Source organism: Acinetobacter sp. 18QD2AZ41W, from assembly GCF_009829025.1.
Lineage (GTDB): Bacteria > Pseudomonadota > Gammaproteobacteria > Pseudomonadales > Moraxellaceae > Acinetobacter > Acinetobacter pseudolwoffii.
In genome coordinates, this window is record NZ_WURP01000007.1 from 65,839 (window position 1) to 91,074 (window position 25,236).

Below are 25,236 nucleotides of genomic sequence, written 5' to 3' on the forward strand. Positions count from 1 at the left end.
AATTAAATATATTTTTTCCAGTCAGCAATACAGTCTTGAATTAATTGACAGGTGTCATCAAAAAATGTTTGATCATGCTTATAAGGATCGGCAATATTTTTACTTTGCCAATGCCCCAGTCTAAAGGTTTTACCTTTAGCAAATGGCCAGGTCTGTTCTATATGTTTTTGCTGATTCTGACTCATCACAAGAACTAGGTCAGCTTTTTTAATCAGCTCAGCATTGAGTTTTTTTGCAATATGCGCACTCATATCAATCTCAAAGCGTTGCATGCATAGACTGGCTTTTTCATCAGCTGCATGTCCAACCACACCCGCAATACCCGCAGACTCAATCTGTAAATGCGGATATTGCTGTTTTAAAAAGTATTCTGCCATGGGGCTACGACAAATATTGCCAATACAAACCACTAAAATATGATTGATTTTCATTAATTCCCCAAACGGTCTAAATTATACAAAGCATTTGAGAATGGGATAATCTGGTTGACGACACGCTGCCAGCGCGCCAAGCCAGAGGCATCAACATACACAATATCATTGCTGCGCATCTTAAACTGATTGGCCAGACCAAAATCAGCAATACTGGTCAAGTCCATCTGGTAGACTTCAGTGTGAGTAGTCGTGGGCTGACTACGCACCACATAAACCTTACTGCGACTGGCAGAAAGTGGATTAAGACCGAGACTTTCACCTAAAACATCACTTAAGCTCATGCCTTGATCACGCAATGCTAAAGATTGGTTTTTACCCGACTCACCCATCACATAAATTTTTTGATTTTCACGGTTGTTGACATATAACGTGTCATTTGGCTGGATCAACAAGTGATGCAGTGAAAGCCCTGCTTTTTCCAGTTCTACGGTATTTAAACTATATGAACGTCCCTGGCGTACTAATGTAATAGAGGCATTATCACCTTGTTGTGCATTCACACCACCTGCCATGCCTAAAGCAGTATAAACACTCACAGGTTGATCACTTAAGTAAAATTGACCGCCCTGCATTACGTTACCTTGTACTGAGTAACGCTGGCCTTGATAAGACAATACTCGCGCAATCACATCTGGGTTTTTCAGGTAACGTGATAATTGGCTGCGTAATTCACGATTGACTTGTGTCAGTGATTTCCCAGCGGCCTTATAACGGCCAATAATGGGAAACTGAATATAACCTTCTGAATCGATTTGGAAACCACTGGCTTGAGCAGCTTGATCATTACTAATACTATTGCTAGGAGAGGTGAGTTCAGGATAAGCCCATAAATAAATCGATAAAATATCACCTGGACTCAGATTGTAGTTACGATGCTGTGTGTTAAACAGATGGGCATATTGTTGCTGAATATTCTGTACAGCAGGCTGAACAGCCATCATAGAATCTTGAGTGAGTTTTATGACATTGACTGTCGTACCGAGGTCGGTTTGAAAAACGCCTTCGCTAGGTAAGTCATATGTTTGTAAACCAGAGGTGACTGCACACCCTGTAGTAGCAATGCCACATGCCAATAAAGCAGCTAGTTGAAAGTGTCGCACATGTTTTCCCAAAGATTATTTTTAAATTTTAAAATTGAAGCTATTCTACCCAAGTTATTGAACATATACATAGCAATTTGTAACTATCTTCTGGTTTATGATAAAGCTGAATGGTATTAAAAATGTAAATGATTTTAATAGTTATAAATAAAATAAGTAATTCTTACAAAAAATATACACTATGCTATTTTTTAATAGGATTTGAGCACAAATCATAATAGAAATTTCATGGTTTTCTGCTAGTATGCCTGCCGAAAGATTTAATCTTCATAAGTACAGTACATAAATAAGGCGTTGAAATGCTATCTATTGCAGATTTAAAAATTGCGGTGATTGGGTTAGGTTATGTAGGCTTACCACTTGCGGTTGAATTTGGGAAAAAAGTACCTGTAATTGGTTTTGATATCTATCAGAAAAGAATTGATGAACTTAAAAGTGGCCAAGACCATACCTTAGAAGTTTCTCCAGAAGAACTCAAACAGGCAAATCAGCTTAGCTATTCAGCAAATTTAGAAGATTTAAAAAGCTGTAACTTTTTTATTGTTACTGTACCAACACCTATTGATCAGGTGAATCGTCCTGATCTTACTCCGCTGCAAAAAGCCAGTGAAACGATTGCTAAGGTACTTAAAGTTGGCGATATCGTTGTTTATGAATCAACGGTATATCCCGGTGCAACAGAAGAGATCTGTATTCCTGTGCTAGAAAAAGTATCGGGGCTGAAGTTTAATCAAGACTTTTTTGCCGGTTATAGTCCAGAGCGGATTAATCCAGGTGATAAAGTAAATACCTTAACTAAAATTAAAAAAATCACCTCAGGTTCTACTCCTGAAGTGGCTGACCTAGTAGATGCTGTTTATAACAGTATTATTACTGCTGGAACTCATAAAGCAACCAGTATTAAAGTCGCTGAAGCAGCAAAAGTGATTGAAAATACGCAACGCGATTTAAATATTGCTTTAGTAAATGAGTTATCAGTTATTTTTGAACGTCTTGGAATTGATACTTTGGACGTATTAGAAGCTGCAGGAAGCAAATGGAACTTTTTGCCATTCCGTCCAGGTTTGGTCGGTGGCCATTGCATTGGTGTCGATCCATACTACCTCACCCATAAAGCTGAAGAAGTGGGTTATCATCCTCAGGTGATTTTGGCCGGTCGTCGTATTAATGACAATATGGCACGTTATGTTGCTCGTACGACGATTAAAAAAATGGTCAAAAATAATATTGATGTGACGAAAGCTACTGTTGGTGTTCTAGGAATTACCTTTAAGGAAAACTGTCCAGACATTCGCAACAGTAAAATCATAGATCTGATTAAAGAGTTTGATCAGTGGGGCATAAAAGTAGCAGTATGCGATCCTTGGGCAGATGCTGAAGAAGTTAAACATGAGTATGGAATTGAACTGGTTCAAGTAGATGCTGAGCATCCGGTAGACAGTTTGGTCGTGGCAGTAGGACATAATGAATTCCGTAATTTAAGTCCTGAACAACTACGTGCCTATACAAAAAGTGAACAACCAGTATTAGCCGATGTGAAAAGCCTGTTTAGCCGAGATGATATGGCTGCTCAAGGTTTTACAGTATTTCGTCTCTAAGATTCATTGATATATAAAAGTGAAAAATATGAAAAAATTTGCCCTGATTGGTGCCGCAGGATATATCGCACCTCGTCATTTAAAAGCCATTAAAGAAACAGGTCATACTTTAGCTGTGGCAATGGATATTAATGACTCTGTTGGAATTATGGACAGTCATTTTCCAGAAGCTGAGTTTTTTACTGAATTTGAAGAATTTGAAGCTTATGTTGAAGATCAGAAACTTAAAGGTGAAAAGCTAGACTATGTCGCTATTTGCTCACCAAACTACTTGCATGCACCCCACATGAAATATGCATTAAAAAATGGGATTGATGTGATTTGTGAGAAACCTCTGGTTTTAAGTTCAGATGATTTAAATTTACTGTCTGAATACGAAAAACAATATGGTGCAAAAGTAAATTCAATTTTACAGCTACGTTTACACCCATCTATTATTGCTTTACGTGACAAAGTTCAAGCAGCACCTGAAGGTAAAGTTTTTGATGTAGATCTGACCTATCTAACCTCGCGTGGTAAATGGTATTTAAAATCATGGAAAGGTGTAGATAAAAAATCGGGTGGTGTGGCAACTAATATTGGCGTGCATTTTTATGACATGCTGCATTTTATTTTTGGCAAAATTGTAAAAAATGAAGTGCATTATCGTGATGAGAAAACTGCATCAGGTTATTTAGAATATGAACGTGCGCGTGTACGCTGGTTCTTGTCGATTGATGCGAATAACTTGCCTGCAAATGCCGTAAAAGGTGAAAAACTCACTTACCGCAGTATTACCATTGAAAATGAAGAACTTGAGTTTTCAGGCGGTTTTACTGATCTTCATACGCAAAGCTACCAGCGTATCCTAGATGGTAAAGGGTATGGGGTTGAAGAAAACCGTGCTGCAATTGAGACTGTTGAAGTGATTCGTGTTGCACCTTTGGTTGAAAATCCAGCAAATCCGCATCCTTTATTGTCTAAAGTAAAATAAAAAGAGAGAGCATGATGAGTTTTTATCAACATGAAAGTGCAATTGTGGATGAGGGTGCTCAAATTGGTGAGAACTCTCGTGTTTGGCATTTTGTCCATGTCTGTGGCGGTGCCAAAATTGGTCAAGGTGTATCTTTAGGTCAAAACGTATTTGTTGGCAATAAAGTCGTTATTGGCGATCATTGTAAAGTACAAAATAACGTTTCGGTTTATGACAATGTCACTCTTGAAGAGGGGGTGTTTTGTGGGCCAAGCATGGTCTTTACCAATGTCTATAATCCACGTTCTTTAATTGAGCGGAAAGATCAATACCGCAATACCTTAGTCAAAAAAGGCGCAACTTTAGGCGCGAACTGTACCATTGTTTGTGGTGTCACGATTGGTGAATATTCATTTGTCGGTGCTGGTGCAGTTGTCAATAAAGATGTACCTGCCTATGCATTGATGGTCGGTGTTCCTGCAAAACAAATTGGCTGGATGAGTGAGTTTGGTGAGCAATTAGATTTACCTTTAGAAGGTGAAGCCCAAGTGGCGTGTGAACACACAGGGGCAATGTATCGCTTAAATGGTAAGATTGTAACCAAAGAGCAGGTTGCAGTATGATTGAATTTATTGATTTAAAAGCACAACAAGCGCGTCTTAAAGATAAGATTGAAGCAGGGATTCAGAATGTCTTAACACATGGCCAATATATTCTTGGTCCTGAAGTTAAGGAACTTGAAGAAAAACTGGCAGCGTATGTGGGTGCAAAATACTGTATTACTTGTGCCAATGGTACGGATGCTTTGCAAATTGTACAAATGGCATTTGGGATTGGCCCGGGTGATGAAGTAATCACCCCAGGATTTACCTATATTGCAACAGCTGAAACAGTTGCGGTATTGGGTGCTACACCTGTATATGTGGATGTAAACCCTAAAACATATAATCTGGATGTAGAAAAGCTCGAGGCTGCTATTACACCCCGCACTAAAGCGATTATTCCTGTCAGTTTATATGGTCAATGTGCTGACTTTGATGCCATTAATGCTATTGCAGCTAAATATAATCTGCCTGTGATCGAGGATGCTGCACAAAGTTTTGGTGCAACTTATAAAGGCCGAAAAAGTTGTAATCTGAGTACTGTGGCTTGTACCAGCTTTTTCCCTAGTAAGCCTTTAGGCTGTTATGGTGATGGTGGCGCGATTTTTACCAATGATGAAGAACTGGCTAAAGTGATTCGTCAAATTGCACGTCATGGGCAAGATCGTCGTTATCACCATATTCGTGTTGGGGTGAATAGTCGATTAGATACAATACAGGCTGCGATTCTTTTACCAAAACTAGCAATTTTGGATGATGAAATGCAGGCACGGCAGCGTGTAGCGGATACTTATACAAAGTTATTCAATCAAGCCGGTATTTTAACCACGCCGTTTATTGAAGTACATAACCAAAGTGCCTGGGCGCAATATACGATTCAGGTAGATCACCGTAGTGAAGTTCAGGAAAAATTGAAAGCACGAGGTATTCCAACGGCCGTGCATTATCCAATTCCATTGAATAAACAGCCTGCAGTTGCAAATGCGGATGCCAGCCTACCTATTGGTGATGCGGTTGCTGAACGTGTAATGAGTTTACCGATGCATCCTTATTTGACATCAAAAGCTCAAGAAAAAATTGTTGCGGCACTTTTGAGTAACTAAGTTGTGAAAAGCCTTCTTGATAAAGTTAAAACCAAGTTAAATGCTCAAGGAGGCTTTTTAAAAGCTGTATCTGTATTAGTTGGAGGTACTGCTTTTGCTCAAGGTATAGCGATCCTTGCACTTCCAATCTTGACGCGTTTATATACTCCAGAAGAGTTTTCTCTATTTGCTATATATACGTCTTTATTATTAATTTTTTCTGTAGTTAGTTGTTTGCGTTTTGAAATAGCGATTCCTATAGCAGAAGATAATAATGAAGCGATTCATTTGGTTGTAATTGCTCTATTAAGCAATCTCATAATTAGTTTATTGATAGCCTTAATTATCTGGATTTTTCATTCAGATATTATTTTTCTTTTAAGGCAACCAAATTTTGAAGGTTTAATTTGGTTAGTCCCTATAGGTGTATTCTTTTCTGGTTTATATAATTCATTACAGTATTGGATGACTCGAAAAAAAAATTTTTCTTTAATTGCAAAAACACGAATGGTGCAATCTATAAGTGGTTCATCTATACAAATAATTATGGGGATAGTGGGATTTTCTGTATTTGGATTAATTATAGGGCAAATTATCAAAGTTTCTTCAGGTATTAAAAGCTTGGCATTAGGTTTCTATAAGGAAGCATATCATCCTATTAAAAACTTAAATTTAAATATATTGAAGCAAGTTTTTAAAAAAAATAATAAATTTCCCAAATATTCTGCATTAGAGGCTTTAGCTAATTCAGCAGCTATTCAGTTACCTATTATTTTAATTGCTGCGCTGGCTTTAGATGCTGAAGCTGGATATTTGATGTTAGCAATGCAAATTATGGCAATACCAATAGGATTTATTGGTGGAGCAGTTGCTCAAGTTTATTTAGCTCATGCGTCAGAAATGTATAATAGTGGAGAGTTAACCCAATATACTTATAAGTGTATGCTTCAGTTGATAAAGATTGGGGTTATACCGCTTGTTGTCATCTGTATTTTAGCACCAAGTATAGTACCATTTATATTTGGTGAAACTTGGCAACGTACAGGTGAAATGATGTTATGGATGCTTCCTTGGTTCGCTATGCAGCTCTTGGTATCACCTGTTTCTATGTCATTACATATTACAGGGCGTCAAAAAGTTGCACTGATATTACAACTTTTTGGATTGCTTGTTCGAGTTGGTGGGCTATACCTTTTTAGTACAGTTATGAATAATCTGATTTTTGAGTATTATGCATTATCGGGATTCATTTTTTACAGTATATATTTAATTATAGTTTTTTTAATTATCAAAGACTCTGATAAAGAGTTTAAAAGAGTGGATGTATGAAAATTTTAACAGTACTAGGTGCTAGGCCACAATTTATTAAAGCTGCAGCATTCTCACGGATGCTGGAACAGGTCGATAATATTAAAGAGATTATCGTACATACAGGTCAGCATTATGATCAAAATATGTCAGATATATTTTTTGAAGAAATGAATATACCTAAACCAAAGTATTTATTGCAAACTGGGGGCAAAACGCATGGTGCAATGACTGGTCAACAATTAGAGGAAATTGAGGCTATTCTCTTAACTGAAAAGCCTGATATTGTACTAGTCTATGGAGATACTAACTCTACACTAGCGGGTGCATTAGCTGCAGCAAAACTTCATATACCAGTCGCACATGTAGAAGCTGGATTGCGATCATTTAATAAAAAAATGCCAGAAGAAATTAATCGTATTTTAACTGATCAAATTAGTGACTATTTATTTGTACCTAGCAAAGTTGCAAAACAAAATTTATTAAATGAGGGAGTAAGTGAGGAAAAAATCTTTATTGTTGGAGATATTATGTATGATGTATCTCTTTATTATAAAGAAAAAATGGTTAAGCCTAAATGGTTTGAGGATATAAAGGTTGATAAATTTATTTTGTGTACAATTCATAGAGCGGAAAACACAGATGATATTAGTAGATTATCGGCAATATTTAGAGGATTAGGTGCTTCTGAGAGGGATATCATTCTTCCGTTACATCCAAGAACAGTAAATAAAATAAAGGAATATAAACTTGATATTTCAAAAAATATTCATATTGTAGAGCCAGTAGGATATTTAGAAATGGTGTGGTTGGAAGTTAATAGTGAATTAATTGTTACAGATTCTGGGGGTGTCCAAAAAGAAGCATATTTTCATGGTAAGTATTGTGTAACATTACGTGAAGAAACGGAGTGGATTGAATTAGTTGACCAAGGTTTTAATACTTTAGTTGGATGTAATGCAGAGGTAATTAAAAATGGAATTATATTTAATTTAGATAAACATATAAGTAATAAAAATTTGTATGGTACAGGAGTAACATCGACTTTGATTACAGATATTTTAAGTGATATTAGATGAGTAAGGTTGCGATGAGAAAGGACTTATCTAAAAAGAATATTAAAGTATTACATTCAGCGTGTCTTTTAAGCCCTTCAATGGGAATCCTTAAACAGATGGAAGAGGAGGAAATTGCTGCAAAAAACCTAAAAATCGACTGGATGGTTAAATTTTTTGTTCCAAAAGGCCAAGAATTAAAATCTTCTGTAATTTTAGAAGCAAATTATGTTAATAGTAAATATTTAAAGAGTTTTTTATATAAATTATTTTCATGGTTTATGATACGTATTGAGTATTATCTTTGGTTATTAAAGCAAAAAGATGTTGATGTAATTTTAATTCGTTATAGTGTTCATGATATTTTTCAACTTCTATTTTTATTGGTTTCTAAAAAGCCTATTTTCTTAGTACATCATACTTTGGAAGAGCCTGAGTTAGAAATGAATAAATCATTTATTGGAAAAATTAGATTTTTTGCTGAAAAAATTATAGGGAAGTTATGCATAAGGGCTTCAAGAGGAATAATTGGAGTAACTAACGAAATTATTGAATATGAAAAGAGCAGAGTTAATGGTTTAGGGAAAAAATCATATTTATTTCCTAATGGAATAAATATAAATAACTTAACCAACGATTTTTGCTATCCAAGTAAAGAAAAAAAAATATTATTTATTGCATCTGAGTTTAGTGAATGGCATGGACTGGATTTGTTGTTTGCGGATATGAAAACCAATAATCAGCAGTTTGAGTTACACTTGATTGGCCAGTTGTTACCTAAAGATTATACTTATGCGATTGGTGATAGTCGGGTAATATTACATGGTATTAAAGACAAAAAATTTATTGAGCAGGTATCTAGTGAATGCAATATAGCCTTAGGTTCATTTGCTCTAGAGCGTAAAAATATGAAAGAAGCATGCACATTAAAAGTGAGAGAGTATTTAAATTTTGGCTTACCTGTTTATTCAGGGCATGTTGATGTGTTCCCAAGTGAGTTTAAATTTTATAAGGTGGGTCTTCCTTCAATTACTGAGATTTTGAAGTATGCGGAACAATGTGAAAATACAACAAAATTAGAAGTTTCAAATGAGTCGGCAAATTATATTGATAAAGCTTATCTTGTTAGAAATTTGTATAATGATTTAGAAAAGTATTTAACTTCATACGTGGAATGATATTTTGAATATGAAGATATCAAACAAACTCTTGCTTTTATGTATATTTACTTTGGTTTTTATAAAAATCACTTTCTATTATTTAATAAAGAATGATTATTTTTCTCTTGGTTTAGGCGGAGGCAATGATTCAGACTATTATCATAACTTTGCAATTTATGCCACATCTGATGATAAAGCAGTAAATGTATGGCCTGTATTACTTAATTATTTAAATAATTTTGGCCTTTACTCTAGGGAAATTGTTCCTTATTTTTTGCTTTTATTAAATTTATTTTTTATCCCCTTTCTAGTGGCAAAATTGTCTGATTTAAGTTTTAAATTTAACCAAAAATATTATCTTTATTGTCTATTAATTTGTTTAATTTACCCGACACTTTTTTTCTATACATTCGATGTCTATCGCGATGTATTTATGGTTTTTAGTTTTTTAATTTCTTGTTTCCTTGTCAAAACAGCTCTTTCTCAAAAAAACTTCTTATCTTTTAGTTTTATTTATGTTTTAGCCTTTGTATTTGGCTTTTTCTTATTAGCTTTACGCCCATATTTAGGTTATGCATTTTTACTGTCTTTATTTTTATGGAAAATTAAGTTTACTAAAAAACGTATTTTTTTCTTTGCTATTTTGTATTTTTTTGCATTATTTATAGCAAATTATATTGGCATTTTTGAAAGATTAACAGAATACCGCTCCGGTTTTGAGGAAGGTGAAGGTGGCTCTACATTGGGTTTGGACTTTTCTAATCCTGTAATGTTTATCCCTAATTTTATTCTAAGTACATTAGGACAGCTCTTTGGTCTATATGTAACTAATCCTTTTGCAGTTATTTTACTCTTAGTTGAAACGGTTCCTTTCTTTGCTATGTTGGTTTATCTAGTTAAAAATATAAAATTAGCCGACAGCTTTGTTCGTTTTTTAATTATATTTTTTGTATTATATGCAAGTGTATGGTTAATTGGGAATGATAATTTGGGGACAGCAGTACGTTTGCGAATGTATAATTATCTAGTTGTTTATATATGCTTTTTTTATATATTGAAAGTTAAAGAAAACATTAAGTATCAGGTAGTGAATAAATGAAAGTAATTATGGTGGGAACTGTAGCTTCTAGCTTTTATGGCTTTCGTGCAGACTTAATTTGTACACTCTTGAAAAAAGGTCATCAAGTCTATGCATTTACGTCTGAATATACGGCAGAAGATCTGATAAAAATAGAAAAGTTGGGTGCTACACCAATTACATATACGCTCAACCGTGGTGGACTAAACCCACTCGCAGATATAGTTGCAACATATCGGCTCTCAAAAAAAATTAAAGAAATTAATCCTGATTTAGTATTCTCTTATTTTTCAAAACCTGTCATTTTTGGTACTTTGGCAGCCAAATTAGCTCAAGTACCACGTGTGATAGGTATGCTCGAAGGTTTAGGCTATACATTTACAGAGCAGCCAGAAGGCTTAAGTAAAAAAACTCAGCTCATAAAAAAGATACAGGTTTTTTTATATAAAATAGCATTACCACAACTTGATCAGCTTATTTTTTTAAATCCTGATGATCCAAAAGACTTACTACAACAACATGCGATCAAAGTGAAAAAGGTAGAAGTTCTTGGAGGTATTGGCCTAAATTTAAAAGATTATCCATTCCAGGCTTTGGATAATATTCACTCCCCAATAAAATTTCTATTTATTGGCCGCTTATTGAAAGAAAAAGGAATACATGAATTTGTTCAGGCGGCAAAACTGGTAAAAGAAAAATATCCTGAAACAGAGTTTACAGTACTCGGTGCCATTGATCATGCAAATCTAGGTGCCTTATCTGAAGCTGAACTTCATCAACTTATTCAAACTAATATTATTCACTATCCAGGTCACGTCAGTAATGTGTGTGATTGGATAGCAGAAAACCATATTTTTGTATTACCATCCTACCGAGAAGGTGTTCCACGTAGTACACAAGAAGCAATGGCAATTGGCCGTGCAATTATCACTACTGATGTTCCCGGTTGTAGGGAAACAGTAGAAGATGGAGTAAATGGTTTTTTAGTGCCAAAATGGAATCCTGAAGCTTTGGCAGAAAAAATGATTTATTTTATTGAACATCCTGAGCTGGTTTCTTTAATGGGAGCAGCAAGTTATCAAATTGCAAGAGAGAAATTTGATGCTCATAAAGTAAATGAAAAGTTAATTAATTTTTTAGGAATATGAATTATTCTTTAAATATATTAATTGTTTTTCACAATATGGCAATTGTAGTAAAATTTTAAATTTAATTTTTGGTGGTGCTGATGTATTTATCCTTTTTTAAGCGTTTTTTTGATTTTTGGATTGCACTTCTAGGATTCTTTATTTTAAGCCCAATTTTTATTCTAATAATGATAGTCCTTACATACTTAAATAAGGGTACTCCATTTTTTTTACAAAAAAGACCTGGAGAGCAGGAAAAAATTTTTAAAATTATAAAATTCAAAACTATGAATGAAAAAAAAGATCAAGATGGCAATTTATTGCCTATGGGTGAAAGGATTACTCCTTTTGGAAGTTTTTTAAGAAAAACATCCTTAGATGAAATGCCACAGCTCTTAAATATTATTAGAGGAGATATGTCTATTGTTGGACCAAGACCATTATTGGAACAATATTTACCCCTCTATACTGAAAGGCAGAAAAAAAGACATAATATCAAACCAGGCATTACAGGGTGGGCACAGATAAATGGTCGCAATCAAGTAACTTGGAAAGAGAAATTCGAGATGGATATTTGGTATGTAGAGAACGTTTCACTCAAAACAGATTTTTTAATTATCTTAAAAACGGCAAAACAGGTTTTATTGCGCAAAGATGTTGCACATATAGAGTTAGCAGTAACCCCAGAAGACTTTATGGATTAATATGAGAAGCTTAACTACACCAGCATATGTTTTAAATAATGAAATTTTAGAAAAAAGTATTAATGATATTAAGGAGTCATTATTTAATAATTTCAAGCATAGCATACTAAGCTATTCGTTAAAAACAAACTCTTTACCCTACATTTTGAATAAAGTAATGGAAAAAAATGGTTATGCTGAAGTTGTTTCAAAAGATGAATATGAGTTAGCTAGACTAGTAGGATTCGATATTTCTAAGATTGTATATAATGGACCTTTAAAATCAAAAGAAACTTTCTTAGAAGCTATTATGGGTGGTGCAATAGTTAATATTGAAACTAAAAATGAAATAGAGTGGTTGAGAGAATTACCAAGAGGAAGAATATTTAATATAGGTATACGTGTTAATATTGATTTGGCTGTTATATCTCCTGAAGATTCTAAATTAGATGAAGACTATAGTCGTTTTGGTTTTTCCGTCGAAAGCGGTGAGTTTAAAGAAGCAATCGATAAAATTAATACGTATAAAAATATTAAATTAAGTGGTTTGCATGCTCATAGAACGACGCTTACACGATCTATCTTTGCTTATGGTAAAATATGTGAATATATAGGGAAAATTGCTAAAGAGTATCATTTGCATTTAGATTATATTGATATTGGTGGAGGATACTATGGAATCATGGAAAATAAGCCAACTTTCAATGAGTATTTTTCATCAATAGCACAAAAATTAGAACTCTATTTCGATTTGGATAAAACTACTATAATTATTGAGCCAGGTAATGCAATTGTTGCATCTTGTTTAGATTTTATAACGAGTGTGATTGATGTAAAAAAAATCCGTGATTTTCATGTGATTACAATAGATGGGTCGCGTAATGATATTGATCCATTTTATAAAAAAAATAATTATTCTTACTCTTTGTTATTATCGAATGATACTATTAAATCATGTGTGAATACACAAATAATAGCAGGTGGGACTTGTTTAGAATATGACAAACTATTTAGAATAGATAATCAAAAATTACTCTCGGTTGGTGATAAGATAACCTTTAGATCAGTCGGGGCATATACTATGACTCTTTCCCCACTATTTATTCGTTTTTTTCCCAGTGTTTATCTTATAAAAGATGGTCGATATAGTTTAATACGAAAATTTTGGGAAGCTAAAGATTTCTTTGATATTTACGACACAAAGAATTTGTAAGAGGTGTTTTTAAATGAAAAAAAAAGTAATAGTATTTGGTGCGACAGGTAATCTAGGTGCTTATACTTCAGTACATTTGAATAATTTAGGATATGATGTTCATGCTGTGGGTTTTAGGAAGTCTGATAATGGTTTCTTTGAATCAAAAGGAATGAAGTACTATTCTGTAGATATTACAAATAAATCTGACTTCAATGTTTTACCTAATAATATCTATGCTGTAGTTCATTTGGCTGGGGAATTACCATCACGCTATTCTTATGAGCCTGATAAATTAATTTCTAGTATTACACTAGGTACATTAAATGTTTTAGATTATATGGTGAAGGCAGCTGGTAAAAAAATTATTTTCCCTCAGACACCATTTGATCAATATGATAAACACAATACAGATAATATAATTTTGGCTGATGATCCAAAAAAATTTCCATTAACTGGTGATCATTCTGTTTATACAATTGCAAAGAATGCTGCTGTAGATCTAATTGATCACTATTCTGCTACATATAATTTTTTAAGATTTCATTTGCGATTTTTTACTATTTATCACTATCACCCAAATGCATATCATTATTCAAACTTCAAAAAGCAAATGATGCCATATCGTATGCTAATGGACCGTGCCTCTAAATCTTTGGATATTGAAGTATGGGGAGATCCTTCTCGCTCTAAAGAAATGGTTTATATTAAAGATTTTACTCAAATTGTAGAAAAATGTATTCAATCAGATGGTCCTGGTGGGATGTATAATGTAGGAGGTAGAGCTGTTTCACTAGAAGAGCAAATTGATGGAATAATCCAAGTTTTTTCGCCTGCTAATAAAAAATCAAATAAAGTTTATAAGCCTGAAAAAAGTAACTCTTTGCTTGCCAAGCTTGATATATCTAAAACAGAGAAAGAATTAGGTTATATACAAAAATATACATATATTGATTCTCTTGTAGATTTTAAAAATGAGATGCTAACTGAGCCTTTTGCACAGTTATGGGGCCGTAAAGAAGATTTTTGTTTGGATGGTGAAGAATGAATATTTTATTTTGTAGTGTTGGTAGAAGAGCAACACTTCTAAGAAATTTTAAATCGAAATATCCTCATGTTAATATTTATGCTACAGATAACTCTGAATATGCACCTGCTCTACACTTTGCAGATAAAAAAATTATTGCTCCAAGAGTTGACTCTCCAGGATATATAGATTTTTTGCTTGATATTTGTAAGCGTGAGAATATTAAAGCAATTACAACTTTAATTGATCCTGAAATAGAGATAATATCTCGTAATAGAGATGTATTTACTGATCATAATATTTTACCATTAGTTCCAGATTATAAAACAGCAACATTATGTTTTGATAAATTTGAAATGTATAAATATCTAAAGTCAAATGGTATTAATACTGTTTCAACTTATGACTGTATTGATCTGTTTGAGAAAGATTTAAAATTAAATGAAATTAATTTTCCTGTTTTTATTAAACCCAAAACTGGTAGTGCAAGCGTTGGTGCTGAAAGAATAGAAGATTTAATAACGTTAAAATCTAAATTTTTAGAGCGTAAGCATGATTATATAATTCAAGAATATATGGATGGTGATGATATAGATACTGATGTTTATGTTGATTGTTTATCCCATGAAGTAGTCTCTATATTTTCGAAAAAAAAGTTAGAAACAAAAATTGGAGGTGCGAGTAAAACTATTTCATTTAAAGATCATGCACTATTTGAGTTAGTCAAAAATATTCTTTCAAATTTCAAATTTTATGGTCCTCTTGATATGGATTTTTTTTATAAGAATGGAAAATATTATCTATCTGAAATAAATCCAAGATTTGGTGGTGCCTATTTACATGCTTTTGGAGCAGGTGTAGATTTTTATAAATTGATCTTAAATAATATTAATAGTGAAAAAAATTTAGAGTCTATTGGTAATTATGAAGATGATATTTTAATGATGATGTATGATGATGTTGTTATTAAAAAGCTTTCAGAACTTTAAAATTATATTGTAGACTTTTAGAGATATAAAAGTAATAAATATACTTTATATCTCATGCTGCAACGCCATATATTTAAAAATCTAGTTACCTATATGTCTTATAGTAATATTTAATTTTACTTTTTTAAAAAGCTAATTAGGTGTTTTAAATATTATCTAGTTACTTAAAATTTATAGATTGAAGCAATAGTTTTGTGAAACTTGTATTTTCTATTATCTTATAAATTTCACGAATATATTGATAGTGAATAGTATTCCCTTCAAACCTTTTTGAGAATTAACATGTTAAATACTGCATTTGAACCATGGCCAAGTTTTACCCAGAAAGAAGCGGATGCGGTTTCCCGGGTTTTATTGTCGAATAAAGTCAACTACTGGACAGGGCAAGAATGCCGTGAGTTTGAAAAAGAATTTGCCCAGTTTGCGCAAACTCAATATGCTGTGGCACTTACCAACGGTACTGTCGCTTTAGATGTTGCACTCAAAGCCTTGAATATTGGCGCGGGTGATGACGTGATTGTCACTTCACGCACCTTTTTAGCGTCGGCAAGCTCCATTGTGACGGCTGGAGCAAATCCTATTTTTGCTGATGTTGAGCTGGATTCACAGAATATTTCTGCTGAAACCATCGAAGCAGTACTGACCCCAAATACCAAAGCGATTATTTGTGTGCATCTGGCAGGCTGGATGTGTGATATGGATCCGATCATGCAATTGGCACAGGAAAAAGGCCTGTATGTGATTGAAGACTGTGCACAGGCACATGGTGCGAAATATAAAGGCAAGTCGGCCGGTTCCATCGGTCATATCGCAGCCTGGTCGTTTTGTCAGGACAAAATTATGACCACGGGCGGTGAAGGCGGTATGGTCACCACCAATGATGAAACCCTGTGGAAAAAAATGTGGTCTTATAAAGACCATGGCAAGAACTTTGACAGCATCTATAACAAGCAGCATCCACCGGGATTCCGCTGGTTACATGATTCATTTGGTACCAACTGGCGCATGATGGAAATGCAAGCAGTAATTGGCCGTATTCAGCTTAAAATGATGCCGGAGTGGACTGCAAAACGCATGGCCAATATGGAAAAAATTTATGCTGCATTTGCAGACAGTCCATATTTTAGCGTGCATCGCCCATCCGATGAGTATGTCCATGCCGCATATAAATGTTATGTGCAGGTCAATACAGATCGGTTGCCTGAAGGCTGGTCACGTGACCGGATTATGGCAGAGATGAATGCCTTGGGTGTGCCATGTTTTAGTGGATCTTGTTCCGAGGTGTATTTGGAGCATGCTTTTGATGGTACAGCATGGCGACCGGCACAGCGTTTGCAAAATGCGCAAAAACTCGGTGAAACCAGTTTGATGTTCTTGGTCCATCCGACATTAACAGAAAATAATATTCAAACAACTGAATCTGCCATCCAGCAGATCATTAGTCGCATATAATCTAATCATGATTCAATCACGTAGAATGCACCAATAGGTGCATTTGATAAATTTACCCAAGTTTCAATTTAGTCATTCTAATACCTAAATTGGATTGAAACTTATAAGTACTATTGAGAAGACATATCACGTGAAGTCCATCATCCTGCCTTTAGTCGAATCTCCACGTTCAGCAAAACTCGCATTTTTAGTCATTTTAGACTTTTGTATTTTCCCTGTTCTAATCTGGCTGTGTTATGCCATCCGCCAGTTTGACCTCGGCGCAGAAGTTGTACCGAATATTCCTTTTGGTACGGTTTGGGTCAGTGCTATTGCTGTATTGGCTCTATTTCTCTGCGGTGTATATCGCTTTATTGTGCGTACCTTCAATGAATTTTTTATTGTTAAACTGGGTTTGGCAACGATCTTATCCGTGATTGGCCTGTATTTATTGGCTTATAGCACCCATGCCTTTATTCCGACATCCATCCCGTTGATGTTTGGCTTTATGATGTTTGCCTGGGTCTGGTTTAGCCGAGGTTTTATCCGTTTTATCGTGCGTTCTTATTTACAGGCCGGAGTGCCTAAAAAGCGGATCGCGATTTACGGCGCTGGGAATGCAGGGCAGCAGGTGGCAGCCACCTTAAATCGCTCCAATGAGCATGTGCCGATTATATTTATTGACGATGATCCGTCTTTAAATGGCCAAAATATTGGTGGGATTCAAGTTTATTTACCAGATATTGCCTTGAAATATTTCCCTAAATTAAAGATTAGTGAAATTCTGATTGCACTGCCCTCAGTCGGGCGGATACGTAAAAGTGAAATCGTTAAATCTTTAGAACCGGCGCATCTTAAAATTACCGAGATTCCCGGCCTGACTAAACTGGTCGATGGTGAAATTCGAATTTCCGATATTCAGGAAGTGGATATTATTGACCTGCTGGGCCGCGATCCGGTACCTCCGGTTGCAGAACTTTTAGCCAAAAATATTCAAGATAAAGTGGTGATGGTGACAGGCGCAGGTGGCTCAATTGGTTCTGAGCTTTGTCGCCAGATTATTAAAAACCAGCCGGCCAAAATTATTATTTATGAACTGACAGAATTTGCTTTATATAGTATTGATAAAGAATTACGTCTCACAGCATCATGTGACATTATTCCAATCTTGGGCTCAGTACTGGATGAACGCAAGCTGGAACGGGTGATTGAACAATATGGCGTACAAACCGTTTATCATGCAGCGGCTTATAAACATGTACCCCTGGTGGAGTGTAACCCATTAGCAGGCCTGAAAAATAACGCGGTGGGAACGGCATTTAGTGTCAATGCTGCGGTGAAAAAAGGCGTCGAAACCTTTGTACTGATTTCAACCGATAAAGCGGTACGTCCGACCAACGTGATGGGTGCGACCAAGCGGATGGCAGAGCTTTATTGTCAGGCCATGGCAGAAGCGCAAGATCAGACCCAGATCAGTATTGTACGCTTTGGTAATGTACTGGGTTCTTCGGGCTCGGTGGTACCGCTGTTTAAACAGCAGATTGCCAAGGGTGGGCCAATCACGGTGACCGATCCCGAAGTGACCCGTTTCTTTATGACCATTCCGGAAGCCTCGCAGCTGGTGATTCAGGCCGGTGCTTTGGGTACAGGAGGCGACGTGTTCCTGCTGGATATGGGCGAGCCAGTACGGATTCAGGATCTGGCTCGTCAAATGATTGCCCTTAGCGGACTCAAAGTCAGAGATAATAAAGACCCGAATGGTGATATTGAAATTCAATATACTGGGCTACGTCCAGGCGAAAAACTTTATGAAGAACTGCTGATTGACGAAGAAAATACAGAAATTACCGCGCATACGCGTATTCTACGATCTGTCGAGAAACATTATCCATTGGCAGAAATTCTGGCAGTATTTAACCGTATGCATGAACTTAGCGCGACTCAGTCCGATATTGAATGGGCACTGGCACAATTAGAACATTATGTCGACGGTTATGTACGCGGTAATGAAATTAAAGTGAACTAGGTTTTTATAGATATGATCAAGAAAGCAATTCTTCCTGTGGCGGGTCTCGGCACCCGTTTTTTACCTGCCAGTAAATCCATTCCGAAAGAGATGGTGACAGTCGTGGATCGCCCTGCGATTGAATATGTGGTTCGTGAAGCAGTCGCTGCCGGGATTGAACAGATTATTCTGGTGACCCACTCTTCCAAGGCCTCGATTGAAAACTATTTTGACCGTAACTTTGAGCTTGAAACCACCCTTGAGCAAAAAAACAAAACCGACTTGCTTAAAGAAATTACTGAGATTCTGCCTGCAGGCGTGAGTGTGATTAGTGTACGTCAGCCTCAGCCTTTAGGTTTGGGCCATGCGGTATTATGTGCCAAAGCCGTGATTGGTGATGATGATTTTGCAGTGCTGTTACCAGATGTGCTGGTGAAAGATCAGGATACGGAAAATGACCTGTCACGTATGATCCAGCGTTATGCACAATCTAAAGCCTCACAAATCATGGTGGAAGCAGTGCCTGAACATCTGGTGGATCAATATGGGATTGTCGATGTGGCCGCATCTCCGGCCGAAGGCGAAAGCATTGTCATGCAAGGGATTGTTGAAAAACCGGCAGTCGGCACTGCACCATCGAATCTGTCTGTGGTCGGGCGTTATATCCTGCCGGCAAAAATCATGCAGCTTCTGGAACAGACACCACGCGGGGCAGGCAATGAAATTCAGCTCACCGATGCGATTGCCATGTTACAGCAGACTGAAGCAGTGGAAGCTTATCGCATGAAAGGTCAAACTTTTGACTGTGGCAACAAGCTCGGCTATCTTAAAGCTGTATTACATTATGGGGTTGATCATCCCAAGCTCGGTCACGAGTTTAAAGCGTTGATCCAAGAACTCGCTTTATAATAAAAAATAATAACAAAGGAATACTATGAAAGTCGCAGTACTGGGGAAAACCTTATTTTCCGGGGTCATTTCGGCCCTTTTGTCTGAATGTGGTCATCAGGTGGTGTGGTGTAACAGCTTCAGTGCAGATGAGCCGGCCCGGACTTATTTTCAGGATGAATCCTTGCAGTCATTGCTGCACAAACAGGAAAAATCCGGTTTTTTAAACTGTTGTGATTTTCAGCATCTGGATTTTAATCAGGATGTTTTTTTCTTTAGTTTTAACGCCACCGAAGAGCAGCAGGCATTTCAGATGCTGGATACCCTTCGGCATGCCTGTTTTGCTCATCCGAAGCTGATGATTAATGCTTCGACCTTTGGCTTGCATGGCACCCAACGTTTTCAACAACTGCTGCCGAATGATGACTGGATTTATCTGCCCGATATTATTCAGGAAGGTAATGCCCTGCGTAGTTTTGTTCAGGCCGCCCAGCTGATCGTGGGCTGTGATCATGCAGATACACAGGCTAAAATCAGAGAGCTGTTACGTCCCTTATTTCCGCGTGCGCAGCAGTATCTGTTTATGCCGGTACTGGATGCCGAATTTACCAAACTCAGTATTTCCGGCATGCTGGCCACCCGGATCAGTTATATGAATGATCTGGCCAGCGTGGCAGAAAAACTCGGCATCGATATTGAACAGGTACGCCAAGGCATGGCGGCGGATAACCGGATTGGTTCCGCCTATTTGTTTCCGGGCGTCGGTTTTGGTGGAGAGAACTTCTCGCATGATATCCGCACCTTGACGCATGCAGTAGCAGATTCAGGGGTGAAAAACCAGTTACTGGAACAGGTCTGGGAGATTAACGAACAACAAAAAGAATTACTGTTCCGCAAACTATGGAATTATTTCCGTGGCGATTTACAGGGAAAAGTGGTGGCGATTTGGGGTGCAGCCTTTAAAGAAAATACCCCGAGCATCCAGCAATCTCCAGTGCATGCCATGCTCACTGCATTATGGGCGCAAGGGGTGACGGTCAAACTGCATGATCCGCAAGCATTGGCCAATATTAAAAAAGTCTATGGGACACGGCAGGATCTAATCCTGTGTGAAGATCAATATCAGGCAGTTGAGGGGGCAGATGCCTTATGTTTGATGACTGCCTGGAAGCAGTATGGTAGTCCAGATTATCCACACCTCATTAAACTGATGCAGCATCCCCTGATTTTGGATGGTCGTAATCTGTATGATCCGGCCTATATCAAGGCGCGTGGTTTTAATTATATTGGGGTGGGACGTTAATGTTAAGTCAGCTTAAACCAGATCTAAATACTGAAACTGTGTGTCAAAAACTCGCCTCGAGCAAAGAACAACTTGATGCGGTGCATCTACGAGAATTGTTTGCTGCCGATCCTCAGCGCTTTAACCAGTATTCCATTCAGTTTGAACAACTGCTATTCGATTACAGCAAACACAGAATTAATGACGAGGTGATGCACGGCCTGATTGAATGGGCGGATGCACAGAACCTCAGATCCTGGATCGGATCTTTATTTTCCACTCAGGCAATCAACTATACTGAGCAGCGTGCAGCCATGCATTGGGCCTTACGCTTACCGGCACAGGATCAGCAACATGCCGATCTGGCCGCTGATGTGCATGCGCAACTTGAGCGTATGTATGCCTTGGTAGAACAAATTCATGCCGGACAGCGTCGTGGTGCCACTGGTGAAGTGATTCAGGATGTGGTCAATATTGGGGTAGGTGGTTCAGATCTTGGGCCGTTGATGGTTACGCATGCCTTATCTGATTTTAAATATCAGTCTGCCCAGCCACTCAGTGTGCATTTTGTCTCGACCATGGATGGCAGTCAGCTGTCCGAGTTGTTGCATCAACTGCGTCCGGAAACCACGCTATTTATTATTTCGTCCAAATCATTTGGCACGATTGATACTCTGACCAATGCCCAGACAGTACGCTTGTGGTTAGAAAAGGCCTTGGGTCAGCATCCCTATATTCTGAAGCATCATTTTATTGGAGTTTCTACCAAGCCGGAGAAAATGACGGCCTGGGGAATTGCTCCGGAAAACCAGCTACTGTTGTGGGACTGGGTCGGTGGTCGCTATTCACTGTGGTCCTGTATCGGATTGCCGATTGCACTGAGTATCGGCATTGAAGGTTTTAAGCAGCTGCTGGCCGGTGCTTATGCAGTAGATCAGCATTTTCAGTATCAGCCTTTTGAGCGCAATATTCCGGTGTTGATGGGGCTCTTGGGTGCATGGAATAACAATTTTCTGGATATTCAGACCCATGCCATCCTGCCTTATGATGGACGATTAAAATATTTTGCTTCTTATTTGCAACAGCTGGAAATGGAATCCAACGGCAAGTCGATTCAACGTGATGGTGAAAAAGTTCAGCTGGATACCTGCCCGATTATTTGGGGCGAAGTGGGACCGAATGCGCAACATGCCTTTTATCAGCTCCTCCATCAAGGTACGCAGTCAGTGAGTTGTGACTTTATTGCGCCGGTCAAGCGCTATAACAGTCAGCAATATACCTATGCAGACAGTGCCGAAGCATTAATTGAACAGCATCATTTGGCCCTGTCTAACTGCTTGGCGCAATCACGTTTACTGGCCTTTGGTAATGAGGCTTTGGACCAAAAAGAATTAGAGAGCTTGCCGGCCTATAAACAGTATGAAGGCAACCAACCGAGCACTACGCTGTTGATGCAAGAGCTAAATCCTTATAGTCTGGGTATGCTGATTGCTCTATATGAACATAAGGTCTTTGTGCAATCGGTGCTGTGGAATATCAACCCATTTGACCAGTGGGGCGTGGAAAAAGGCAAGGAAATTGCCAACCAGTTGCTGCCTATTTTGAATGGTGAACAGTCTGAGCTAGGTGGTCTGGATGGTTCAACTCAAGGTTTAATTAACATTTTATTAGGGAAGCAGCATGGCTAAAATTCTGGTAACCGGTGGGGCAGGCTATATTGGTTCGCATACTTGTGTTGAGTTATTAAATGCCGGCCATGAGGTGGTGGTTTTAGATAATCTGTGCAATAGCGCTGCTGAGTCTTTGAATCGGGTGCAACAGTTGACCCGGAAAAGCCTGACCTTTGTTGAAGGGGATATCCGGGATGGCCAGTTACTGGATCAAGTCTTTCAGCAAAATAGTATTGATGCGGTAATTCATTTTGCCGGGCTTAAAGCAGTTGGAGAAAGCCAGCAGATTCCACTGGCATATTTTGATAATAATATTGCCGGTTCCATCAGCCTGGTGCAGGCCATGCAGCGCGCTCAGGTTTTTAAACTGGTATTTAGTTCGTCGGCTACTGTGTATGGTGATAATAATCCTTCACCTTTAAACGAAGAAATGCCAACTGGCATGCCAACCAATAACTATGGCTATACCAAGCTGATTGTGGAGCAGCTTTTGGAAAAAATGGCTGTGGCAGATCAGCGCTGGTCGATTGCCTTATTACGTTATTTTAATCCGGTCGGTGCACATAAAAGTGGCCAGATTGGGGAAGATCCACAAGGTATTCCCAATAATCTGATGCCTTTTGTGACTCAAGTGGCAGTCGGTCGTCGTGAAAAGCTATCTATTTTCGGTCATGATTATGACACGGTGGATGGGACTGGTGTGCGCGATTATATACACGTAGTCGACTTGGCCAATGCACACTTATGTGCTCTCAATAATCGTCTAACTGCGCAAGGTTGCCGTGCCTGGAATATTGGTACAGGTAATGGCATTTCGGTTCTACAAGTTAAAGATACGTTTGAGCAGGTGAATGGTGTTGCGATTGCATTTGAATTAGCCCCTCGTCGTGAAGGCGATGTGGCCACCTGTTTTGCAGACAATACCCGTGCAGTCCAAGAGTTGGGCTGGCAACCTCAGTATGGTTTAGAGGACATGCTCGCTGACAGCTGGAACTGGCAGAAGCAGAATCCGAATGGCTATCGTTAAAATTTTTATAGCGATATAAATATAAAACGGGAGCTTTTGATGAACAGCTCCCATTTTTATTGTGCTGTATGCGTGAAGATTAACTCTGAATCAGCTGAGTCAATTCATCGACATAGTCCTGCATTGGTCGTGGATTATGATCACGACGGCTTTCAATATTTAGACGCAATAGCGGTTCAGTATTCGATGCACGCACATTAAAACGCCATGCACCAAAATTAAGGCTGACCCCATCGGTCTGATCGATCTCCGGCTGCTGATCGGCATAATGATCGAAAAGTTTTTGGATGGTTGCTTGGGTATCGGCGACTTTAAAGTTGATTTCACCACTGCATGGGAACTTGGCGATCATCTCCTCCACCAGAGAAGATAAGGATTTTCCTGTTTCAGACAGTACTACTATCGCCAGTAACCATGGAATCATGCCGCTATCGCAATAGGCAAAGTCACGGAAATAATGATGGGCACTCATTTCCCCACCATAGGCCGCATTATGCTCACGCATCACATCTTTAATAAAGGCGTGACCTGATTTTGACTGAACCGTGATCCCTTGGTATTGCTCTACAATATCCAGTGTATTCCAGACCAGACGTGGATCATGTACAATTTTTTCGCCAGATTGCTTTAGCAAGAAGGCTTGAGCCAGAAGGCCGACAATATAATAGCCTTCAATAAACTGGCCTTTTTCATCGAACAGGAAGCAGCGGTCAAAGTCACCATCCCAGGCAATGCCCATATCTGCGCCATGCTGAATGACCGCATCACGGGTGCTATCACGGTTTTCAGTTAAAATCGGGTTGGGAATCCCGTTCGGAAAATTGCCGTCAGCTTCATGATGAATCTTGATAAATTCAACCGGAATATTGAGTTGTTGAAATTTTTGTTCAATCGCATCGACCACATGGCCTGCTGCACCATTCCCGGCATTCATGACCAGTTTCATCGGACGGATTTTTACCGGATCAATATAGCTCATCAGGTGATTTACAAATTCAGGCAGAATATTGTATTTTTCAGTATTGCCTTTATTGCTGACGTCAATAAATTCATCTGATTCTGCTAAAGCCTGAATCTCTTTAAGACCAGTATCGGCACTGATTGGACGGGCATTTTCACGTACCAGTTTCATGCCATTATAGTCCATCGGATTATGGCTGGCCGTGATTTCAATACCACCTTGCACATCCAGATGGAAGGCGCCAAAATAGACTTCTTCCGTGCCGGTCATGCCCAGATCCAGAACATTGACACCCGCATCATTTAAACCGTGAATGGTGGCCTGTTTTAAACCTTCACTGCTGAGCCGGATGTCACAGCCAATGACCACCGTTTTAGGTTGATAAATCTGTCCATAAGCACGGCCAATTTTATAGGCAATCTCTTCATTGAGCTCGGTGCCAAGTTTGCCGCGAATGTCATAGGCTTTAAAACAAGTGAGTTCTGTCATCTGAATTCTCTAAATAATTCCTGAGAAGTGAGGAAGTATCATTATAGGAGGAAAATAGTTCCTATATGCCAAGTTACTGTTTAACTTTTATATCTT

General features: G+C 37.9%; 22 protein-coding genes. 19 read left to right on the forward strand and 3 right to left on the reverse strand.

All coding sequences use genetic code 11. The features are described 5' to 3' along the window. Positions 1 to 2 precede the first annotated feature (2 nt). Positions 3 to 431 (reverse strand): low molecular weight protein-tyrosine-phosphatase, encoded by a 429-nt coding sequence (locus GVV58_RS11055; protein ID WP_159516557.1) that lies wholly within the window; start codon positions 429 to 431, stop codon positions 3 to 5. After that, positions 431 to 1,534: a polysaccharide biosynthesis/export family protein gene (locus GVV58_RS11060; protein ID WP_159516558.1), complete on the reverse strand. Its 1,104-nt coding sequence runs from the start codon at positions 1,532 to 1,534 to the stop codon at positions 431 to 433. The genes GVV58_RS11055 and GVV58_RS11060 overlap by 1 nt, the downstream gene beginning before the upstream one ends. Positions 1,535 to 1,833: 299 nt before the next feature. Between GVV58_RS11060 and tviB the strand changes: the two genes are divergently transcribed. The 19 genes from tviB to galE all read left to right on the forward strand — a co-directional run bounded on the left by tviB (position 1,834) and on the right by galE (position 23,690). Beyond that, positions 1,834 to 3,132 carry a Vi polysaccharide biosynthesis UDP-N-acetylglucosamine C-6 dehydrogenase TviB gene (tviB, locus tag GVV58_RS11065; RefSeq protein WP_159516559.1) on the forward strand — a complete coding sequence of 433 codons (1,299 nt, stop codon included), beginning with the start codon at positions 1,834 to 1,836 and terminating at the stop codon, positions 3,130 to 3,132. Positions 3,133 to 3,160: 28 nt separating this feature from the next. After that, positions 3,161 to 4,105 (forward strand): Gfo/Idh/MocA family oxidoreductase, encoded by a 945-nt coding sequence (locus GVV58_RS11070; protein WP_159516560.1) that lies wholly within the window; start codon positions 3,161 to 3,163, stop codon positions 4,103 to 4,105. A 14-nt stretch (positions 4,106 to 4,119) separates the two neighbouring features. Next, positions 4,120 to 4,707: a UDP-2-acetamido-3-amino-2,3-dideoxy-D-glucuronate N-acetyltransferase gene (gene wbpD, locus GVV58_RS11075; protein WP_159516589.1), complete on the forward strand. Its 588-nt coding sequence runs from the start codon at positions 4,120 to 4,122 to the stop codon at positions 4,705 to 4,707. After that, a complete protein-coding gene (locus GVV58_RS11080; protein WP_159516561.1) occupies positions 4,704 to 5,789 on the forward strand; it encodes a DegT/DnrJ/EryC1/StrS family aminotransferase in 1,086 nt (361 codons plus the stop codon). The genes wbpD and GVV58_RS11080 overlap by 4 nt, the downstream gene beginning before the upstream one ends. Positions 5,790 to 5,792: 3 nt before the next feature. Next, positions 5,793 to 7,097 carry an oligosaccharide flippase family protein gene (locus GVV58_RS11085; protein ID WP_159516562.1) on the forward strand — a complete coding sequence of 435 codons (1,305 nt, stop codon included), beginning with the start codon at positions 5,793 to 5,795 and terminating at the stop codon, positions 7,095 to 7,097. Next, entirely contained in the window at positions 7,094 to 8,155 is a 1,062-nt protein-coding gene (wecB, locus tag GVV58_RS11090) for a UDP-N-acetylglucosamine 2-epimerase (non-hydrolyzing) (RefSeq protein WP_159516563.1), read from the forward strand. Before GVV58_RS11085 ends, wecB begins: the two co-directional genes overlap by 4 nt. Next, complete coding sequence (locus GVV58_RS11095; protein WP_159516564.1) at positions 8,152 to 9,309, forward strand: glycosyltransferase family 1 protein; 1,158 nt, start codon at positions 8,152 to 8,154, stop codon at positions 9,307 to 9,309. Before wecB ends, GVV58_RS11095 begins: the two co-directional genes overlap by 4 nt. Positions 9,310 to 9,319: 10 nt before the next feature. Then, positions 9,320 to 10,390, forward strand: coding sequence for a hypothetical protein (locus GVV58_RS11100; protein WP_159516590.1), 1,071 nt, complete (start codon positions 9,320 to 9,322; stop codon positions 10,388 to 10,390). Continuing rightward, positions 10,387 to 11,517, forward strand: a complete 1,131-nt coding sequence (locus GVV58_RS11105) for a glycosyltransferase family 4 protein (RefSeq protein ID WP_159516565.1) — start codon at positions 10,387 to 10,389, stop codon at positions 11,515 to 11,517. The genes GVV58_RS11100 and GVV58_RS11105 overlap by 4 nt, the downstream gene beginning before the upstream one ends. Positions 11,518 to 11,597: 80 nt before the next feature. Continuing rightward, positions 11,598 to 12,200, forward strand: coding sequence for a sugar transferase (locus GVV58_RS11110; RefSeq protein WP_159516566.1), 603 nt, complete (start codon positions 11,598 to 11,600; stop codon positions 12,198 to 12,200). Position 12,201: 1 nt separating this feature from the next. Then, positions 12,202 to 13,392 carry a diaminopimelate decarboxylase gene (locus tag GVV58_RS11115; protein ID WP_159516567.1) on the forward strand — a complete coding sequence of 397 codons (1,191 nt, stop codon included), beginning with the start codon at positions 12,202 to 12,204 and terminating at the stop codon, positions 13,390 to 13,392. Between the two features lie 13 nt (positions 13,393 to 13,405). Then, positions 13,406 to 14,419: an NAD(P)-dependent oxidoreductase gene (locus tag GVV58_RS11120; protein ID WP_159516568.1), complete on the forward strand. Its 1,014-nt coding sequence runs from the start codon at positions 13,406 to 13,408 to the stop codon at positions 14,417 to 14,419. Beyond that, a complete protein-coding gene (locus GVV58_RS11125; protein WP_159516569.1) occupies positions 14,416 to 15,387 on the forward strand; it encodes an ATP-grasp domain-containing protein in 972 nt (323 codons plus the stop codon). Before GVV58_RS11120 ends, GVV58_RS11125 begins: the two co-directional genes overlap by 4 nt. A gap of 282 nt (positions 15,388 to 15,669) precedes the next feature. After that, the gene (locus GVV58_RS11130; protein WP_159516570.1) at positions 15,670 to 16,839 is read left to right on the forward strand and encodes a DegT/DnrJ/EryC1/StrS aminotransferase family protein; all 1,170 of its coding nucleotides are present in this window, start codon (positions 15,670 to 15,672) and stop codon (positions 16,837 to 16,839) included. Between the two features lie 130 nt (positions 16,840 to 16,969). Then, positions 16,970 to 18,844: a nucleoside-diphosphate sugar epimerase/dehydratase gene (locus tag GVV58_RS11135; protein ID WP_159516571.1), complete on the forward strand. Its 1,875-nt coding sequence runs from the start codon at positions 16,970 to 16,972 to the stop codon at positions 18,842 to 18,844. A gap of 12 nt (positions 18,845 to 18,856) precedes the next feature. Continuing rightward, positions 18,857 to 19,732, forward strand: a complete 876-nt coding sequence (gene galU, locus GVV58_RS11140; protein WP_159516572.1) for a UTP--glucose-1-phosphate uridylyltransferase GalU — start codon at positions 18,857 to 18,859, stop codon at positions 19,730 to 19,732. 25 nt (positions 19,733 to 19,757) lie between these two features. After that, a complete protein-coding gene (locus tag GVV58_RS11145) occupies positions 19,758 to 21,014 on the forward strand; it encodes a nucleotide sugar dehydrogenase (RefSeq protein ID WP_159516573.1) in 1,257 nt (418 codons plus the stop codon). Continuing rightward, positions 21,014 to 22,681 (forward strand): glucose-6-phosphate isomerase, encoded by a 1,668-nt coding sequence (pgi, locus tag GVV58_RS11150; RefSeq protein ID WP_159516574.1) that lies wholly within the window; start codon positions 21,014 to 21,016, stop codon positions 22,679 to 22,681. The genes GVV58_RS11145 and pgi overlap by 1 nt, the downstream gene beginning before the upstream one ends. Then, complete coding sequence (gene galE / locus GVV58_RS11155) at positions 22,674 to 23,690, forward strand: UDP-glucose 4-epimerase GalE (RefSeq protein WP_159516575.1); 1,017 nt, start codon at positions 22,674 to 22,676, stop codon at positions 23,688 to 23,690. Before pgi ends, galE begins: the two co-directional genes overlap by 8 nt. A gap of 79 nt (positions 23,691 to 23,769) precedes the next feature. Here galE and GVV58_RS11160 read toward each other — a convergent pair whose 3' ends face one another. After that, a complete protein-coding gene (locus GVV58_RS11160; RefSeq protein WP_159516576.1) occupies positions 23,770 to 25,140 on the reverse strand; it encodes a phosphomannomutase CpsG in 1,371 nt (456 codons plus the stop codon). Between the last annotated feature and the right edge of the window lie 96 nt (positions 25,141 to 25,236).

Excerpts from the sequence above, each read along its gene's own strand:
- GVV58_RS11055 (WP_159516557.1), bottom strand. The coding sequence starts at position 431 with ATGAAAATCAATCATATTTTAGTGGTTTGTATTGGCAATATTTGTCGT.
- tviB (WP_159516559.1), top strand. The coding sequence starts at position 1,834 with ATGCTATCTATTGCAGATTTAAAAATTGCGGTGATTGGGTTAGGTTAT.
- GVV58_RS11070 (WP_159516560.1), top strand. The coding sequence starts at position 3,161 with ATGAAAAAATTTGCCCTGATTGGTGCCGCAGGATATATCGCACCTCGT.
- wbpD (WP_159516589.1), top strand. The coding sequence starts at position 4,120 with ATGAGTTTTTATCAACATGAAAGTGCAATTGTGGATGAGGGTGCTCAA.
- GVV58_RS11080 (WP_159516561.1), top strand. The coding sequence starts at position 4,704 with ATGATTGAATTTATTGATTTAAAAGCACAACAAGCGCGTCTTAAAGAT.
- wecB (WP_159516563.1), top strand. The coding sequence starts at position 7,094 with ATGAAAATTTTAACAGTACTAGGTGCTAGGCCACAATTTATTAAAGCT.
- GVV58_RS11095 (WP_159516564.1), top strand. The coding sequence starts at position 8,152 with ATGAGTAAGGTTGCGATGAGAAAGGACTTATCTAAAAAGAATATTAAA.
- GVV58_RS11100 (WP_159516590.1), top strand. The coding sequence starts at position 9,320 with ATGAAGATATCAAACAAACTCTTGCTTTTATGTATATTTACTTTGGTT.
- GVV58_RS11105 (WP_159516565.1), top strand. The coding sequence starts at position 10,387 with ATGAAAGTAATTATGGTGGGAACTGTAGCTTCTAGCTTTTATGGCTTT.
- GVV58_RS11110 (WP_159516566.1), top strand. The coding sequence starts at position 11,598 with ATGTATTTATCCTTTTTTAAGCGTTTTTTTGATTTTTGGATTGCACTT.
- GVV58_RS11115 (WP_159516567.1), top strand. The coding sequence starts at position 12,202 with ATGAGAAGCTTAACTACACCAGCATATGTTTTAAATAATGAAATTTTA.
- GVV58_RS11120 (WP_159516568.1), top strand. The coding sequence starts at position 13,406 with ATGAAAAAAAAAGTAATAGTATTTGGTGCGACAGGTAATCTAGGTGCT.
- GVV58_RS11125 (WP_159516569.1), top strand. The coding sequence starts at position 14,416 with ATGAATATTTTATTTTGTAGTGTTGGTAGAAGAGCAACACTTCTAAGA.
- GVV58_RS11130 (WP_159516570.1), top strand. The coding sequence starts at position 15,670 with ATGTTAAATACTGCATTTGAACCATGGCCAAGTTTTACCCAGAAAGAA.
- galU (WP_159516572.1), top strand. The coding sequence starts at position 18,857 with ATGATCAAGAAAGCAATTCTTCCTGTGGCGGGTCTCGGCACCCGTTTT.
- GVV58_RS11145 (WP_159516573.1), top strand. The coding sequence starts at position 19,758 with ATGAAAGTCGCAGTACTGGGGAAAACCTTATTTTCCGGGGTCATTTCG.
- pgi (WP_159516574.1), top strand. The coding sequence starts at position 21,014 with ATGTTAAGTCAGCTTAAACCAGATCTAAATACTGAAACTGTGTGTCAA.
- galE (WP_159516575.1), top strand. The coding sequence starts at position 22,674 with ATGGCTAAAATTCTGGTAACCGGTGGGGCAGGCTATATTGGTTCGCAT.
- GVV58_RS11160 (WP_159516576.1), bottom strand. The coding sequence starts at position 25,140 with ATGACAGAACTCACTTGTTTTAAAGCCTATGACATTCGCGGCAAACTT.